The following is a 1431-nucleotide window of genomic DNA, read 5'->3' as shown; positions in this document are numbered from 1 at the left end:
AATACGCCTTTTTTATGGGTTCATTATTATCTACATCCTCTTCTTTTAAGCTCATAGGCCAATACCAACCGCGTCATCCGATCGTACCGTGCTATTCCTTCCTGTTGATTGTTATGTTTCAGGTATTGATTATAAAACAATCCCATCACATCGTCGACCCAACCCGTGTATTGACTCCAAAAACACCTTTCTTTTTCCACGTCTTTCAATACTTTCGCGCTTAATCTTCCCTTGTAATCCTTTCCTAAATCAGGATACATACCCTGCAGTTCACGTAACATATAAAGCGTGGTCTGTAGATAAGCCGAGTATCGGTAGAAGGACTGTGGATGTTGCTGTAAGCGAACAAAACCTATAAAATTCGCCTCGTCTTCAAAACCAATTCCCTGTTGATGTGCAAGTTCATGCACTGTAGTAAAAGGTAAAAAGGTGACTGGCATTGCTTTATTAACCTGTGCTTCATGAGTAAATGGATTAAAATAGCCCGAGACACCAAAAAAAGAGACTATCCTGCTATTTATGGGTGATTTTGCCCTAATGTGACCCCTTGACAAGAATTCAGCAAAAGCCGTATCCTGTTGTACCCATGTACTCAAATCTGTTTGAATAGCTTCTTTATGCTCTTCCCATTGGGATGGATCTACATGCTCCCGCAAGTTATTAGTACTATCCAGAAACCCATTCAAAACCACGAGATAATCGGCTAACTTTAAGCTATCAACTTGCAAATTGGCATTGGTACTGATTGGTTCACGATAATAGTTCAGGCCCCAAGATAGGTAAAAGAAAAAATAGAGACCCAATAACAAATTTATGATAAGTAGAACCGGACGAAAGGAATTCTTCCATCTTCCTTTCCATAAATTTCCGATCAATTTAGCAATTGAATAAAGTAACGATCCAACGACTATAGCATAAAATAGATCACCTAAACTAAAAGGAACATAACCAAAAATAAATCTTGGCACATGGCTATAGAAACGGTAAAAGCCGCGCGCATAAAACACCTCAATCCATTGGCTATGTTTCTCAATCAGAGAGAAAATAAAAATTCCAATCAGAAGTAACAGCAGCGTGAAAACAGCTATTTTATTGCGCTTTTCCATTCAAATAATGATATAAAACGATTAGCTTTCGTTCTCAAAATAGACCTTGTAATAATTCATGCCTTTATCCTCATCGTAACCTTTCTCAAGATATTCACGTTTACCATGAACATAGATATGAAAATTCTTATCCAGCTTTAAAACAGACTTGTAAGAAGATTCCATTTTTTTTACCGCTTTATCTGCTATTTCAAAACTTGCCTGAAATGGAGAGTCAAATTCATCTTCAAAACCTGCTTTAAAGTCCTGAAATAAAGCAATCGCCTGCGGGTTGCCCAAGACTTCCTCCTCAAACTCTTCCTGGACAAAAGTTTCCTTTTCCTTA

1 protein-coding gene and 1 pseudogene are annotated in these 1431 nt (G+C 37.7%); both read right to left on the bottom strand.

Features of this window, described 5'->3' with window-relative positions; all coding sequences use genetic code 11:
* Window positions 1-26 precede the first annotated feature (26 nt).
* The gene (locus B2X72_RS14965) at window positions 27-1106 is read right to left on the bottom strand and encodes a DUF3810 domain-containing protein (protein WP_286850305.1); all 1080 of its coding nucleotides are present in this window, start codon (window positions 1104-1106) and stop codon (window positions 27-29) included.
* 21 nt (window positions 1107-1127) lie between these two features.
* Window positions 1128-1431: pseudogene (locus B2X72_RS14960) on the bottom strand (nucleoid-associated protein); the annotation flags it as partial.

Source organism: Sphingobacterium sp. UBA7253, assembly GCF_002472745.1.
Classification (GTDB): Bacteria; Bacteroidota; Bacteroidia; order Sphingobacteriales; family Sphingobacteriaceae; genus Sphingobacterium; species Sphingobacterium siyangense.
Note: the sequence above shows the minus strand (reverse complement) of the source record. Positions and strands in the feature narration are given on the sequence as shown.